Annotated in this window: 3 protein-coding genes; all 3 read right to left on the bottom strand. The window is 41.0% G+C overall.

All coding sequences use genetic code 11. From position 1 onward, the window contains the following. Window positions 1-317: 317 nt before the first annotated feature. From NFR90_RS11535 to bamE, 3 genes are read right to left on the bottom strand one after another with little or no spacing between them, the layout of a single operon-like run. A complete protein-coding gene (locus tag NFR90_RS11535; protein ID WP_251453149.1) occupies window positions 318-734 on the bottom strand; it encodes a hypothetical protein in 417 nt (138 codons plus the stop codon). 8 nt (window positions 735-742) lie between these two features. Then, window positions 743-1,264: a hypothetical protein gene (locus NFR90_RS11530; RefSeq protein WP_160335039.1), complete on the bottom strand. Its 522-nt coding sequence runs from the start codon at window positions 1,262-1,264 to the stop codon at window positions 743-745. Window positions 1,265-1,271: 7 nt separating this feature from the next. Beyond that, on the bottom strand, window positions 1,272-1,541 hold the full coding sequence (gene bamE / locus NFR90_RS11740) for an outer membrane protein assembly factor BamE domain-containing protein (protein WP_303325996.1): 270 nt from the start codon (window positions 1,539-1,541) through the stop codon (window positions 1,272-1,274). Window positions 1,542-2,067 lie beyond the last annotated feature (526 nt).

Raw genomic sequence — 2,067 nt, 5'->3', positions numbered from 1 at the left:
ATGAATTAATTATTTTCTTCAGCTCTTTTCTCTGCAGAACACCGTCGCAAAAATCAATGAACCCGGCGGTGTTTTTCTTTGGAAGAAGTTTTAAAAATAATTCTGGAATGTGATTTTCGCGCAGGAAGTTTTGTACGAGGTTGTAAAAACTAACCCTGAAGCTGCTTACAGCTCCTCCCCTTATCTTCAGAAGGTCGGTAGAGCTTTTGATAGCTTTACGGATTCACTAAATTCAGAGACAAAAGAAGCCTGCTGGGGCAAAAATTCGAAGGAGATTTACCTCAGCGGGCCGTATTCAGAGAATAAGAGTTTTTAACTTACTCTACATTGTGAGCTTCAAGGAACAATGACTGAGAAAGAGCATTGAAGAAGTTTTGATATGCCTTTGGAGTATCGATCGGATTAACACCCACTTGTCCGCTGGCTCTCACTATAATCTGCTTTTTCTCCTTGTTATCCCTTACGGATACAGTCAGCTTACTGATAGGCACAACGTAGTTTGTTCCGCTCACAGTTCCTAATGTCGTGTCGGCTTTATCAATGATGAAGCCTAAGTCTTGCATTGTAGAAACTACTGAACGCAGGACAAAAGCTTTATCCGTTGTGTCGAAGGCTCTGCTTTGGAAACTTCTAAGTTCAACTTGAGATTTTGTAGTTCCTAAAACTGCTTGATTAGTAGTACATCCTGTCAAGAGCGAAGAAGCGACGGCAATGGCGATGAGAATTTTTTTCATTTTTTATCCTAAATATCATTTGCAGTGAGGAAGGCGGACTCCGAGAGCTTATTAAAGAACTCTTGGTAAATCTCCGGCTCCTGAATCACTTCTATCTTTGCGCCTCCCATGTCGTTAAATATGACACGAGCAAACTTGGCTCTCACAAGATAGCCATCTTCAGTTTTACTTTTGGATGAAACAACCGTGGCGTGAATTGTTTGTACAGTATCCATAGGCATCCGAGCACCCGTTAAGGCGGCTAGAAGAATGGCCCCTGCAATTTGGCCCCCATTTTTGGCGTCTCTTTCTTTGGATGCCGTTAACAAGCCCATCTTAGTTTCACTCTCGGTTAAGGTGAATCCAAGATCCTGCAAGACCTGAGCGGATGAAGAAAGGATTAGTTCCTCGTCCTTGGTCTCAAATCGCCTTGTTTGCTGCTGACGTTCCTGCAGATAATTTTCGTTCAGAACATAAAGATGATCTGTATGGACCGTGCAGCCCGTAAGAAGCACAGAGCTTGCGCAAAGTGATAATAGTGTTTTTTTCATGACGGCCTCAGAAAGAAGAAGTTCTATATGCAAAGTCTCTTACTCTGCCGTCAGAATTAAATTTAACGATGATGGTGAGAGTTCTTTGGTTTTGAGACAGAGATCCAGCAGAGCCGCCTGCACCGAATAAGAGCAACCAGACACCACCGTTGCTCTTTGAATATTGGACATTTGTAGAAACTTTGTCGTAAACCCAGGTTTCCCTGCGTTGTGAGTCTGTTGTTACCATATTAGGTGAACCCAGGGCTTCGACAACTTGTTCGGATGTCATGCCGATTTTAATTTCACGCTGAGCTTTAGCTACGGTAAGTTGTTCGGCTTGTTGAGAAGGCAGTTGGGGTACGGCGCAACCGCTAACACCCCCCTATAGCTAGAGCTGTAATTACCAGTAATTTCTTTGAGTCCATATAACCTCCATTGAACATTATTACATTTTGATACTATGTAAAAGAGTTTTGAATTCGTATAAACGCTTAAAACAAATTAAGGGGTGTAGATGTGGCGGTGCTAGAGTTAAAGAAGAACGTGAAAGATCGAAGAACAAAATAGGTTATGAATAATGTACTGACTCTTATCGAGAATTCTGTTTGCATGGCGGTCTTCGTCGATTACGCGTCGGCCTAATTAGAAAGGGATTTCAGTATTTTTTTATTTTTCGAATTCTTCAGCTACTTAGCCCTAAATATAATTAACCCATTTATTTATGAATCAAAAAGTTATAAAGTACAGGTTCGACGCACGATATTAATAAAAAATCTGAATAATATCTGCGAAAATTTCTGATAATTGCATGAATTTATTAG

It is taken from the genome of Parasutterella muris (genome assembly GCF_943193095.1).
Lineage (GTDB): Bacteria > Pseudomonadota > Gammaproteobacteria > Burkholderiales > Burkholderiaceae_F > Parasutterella > Parasutterella muris.
This window is presented reverse-complemented; position numbering and strand designations above follow the sequence as displayed.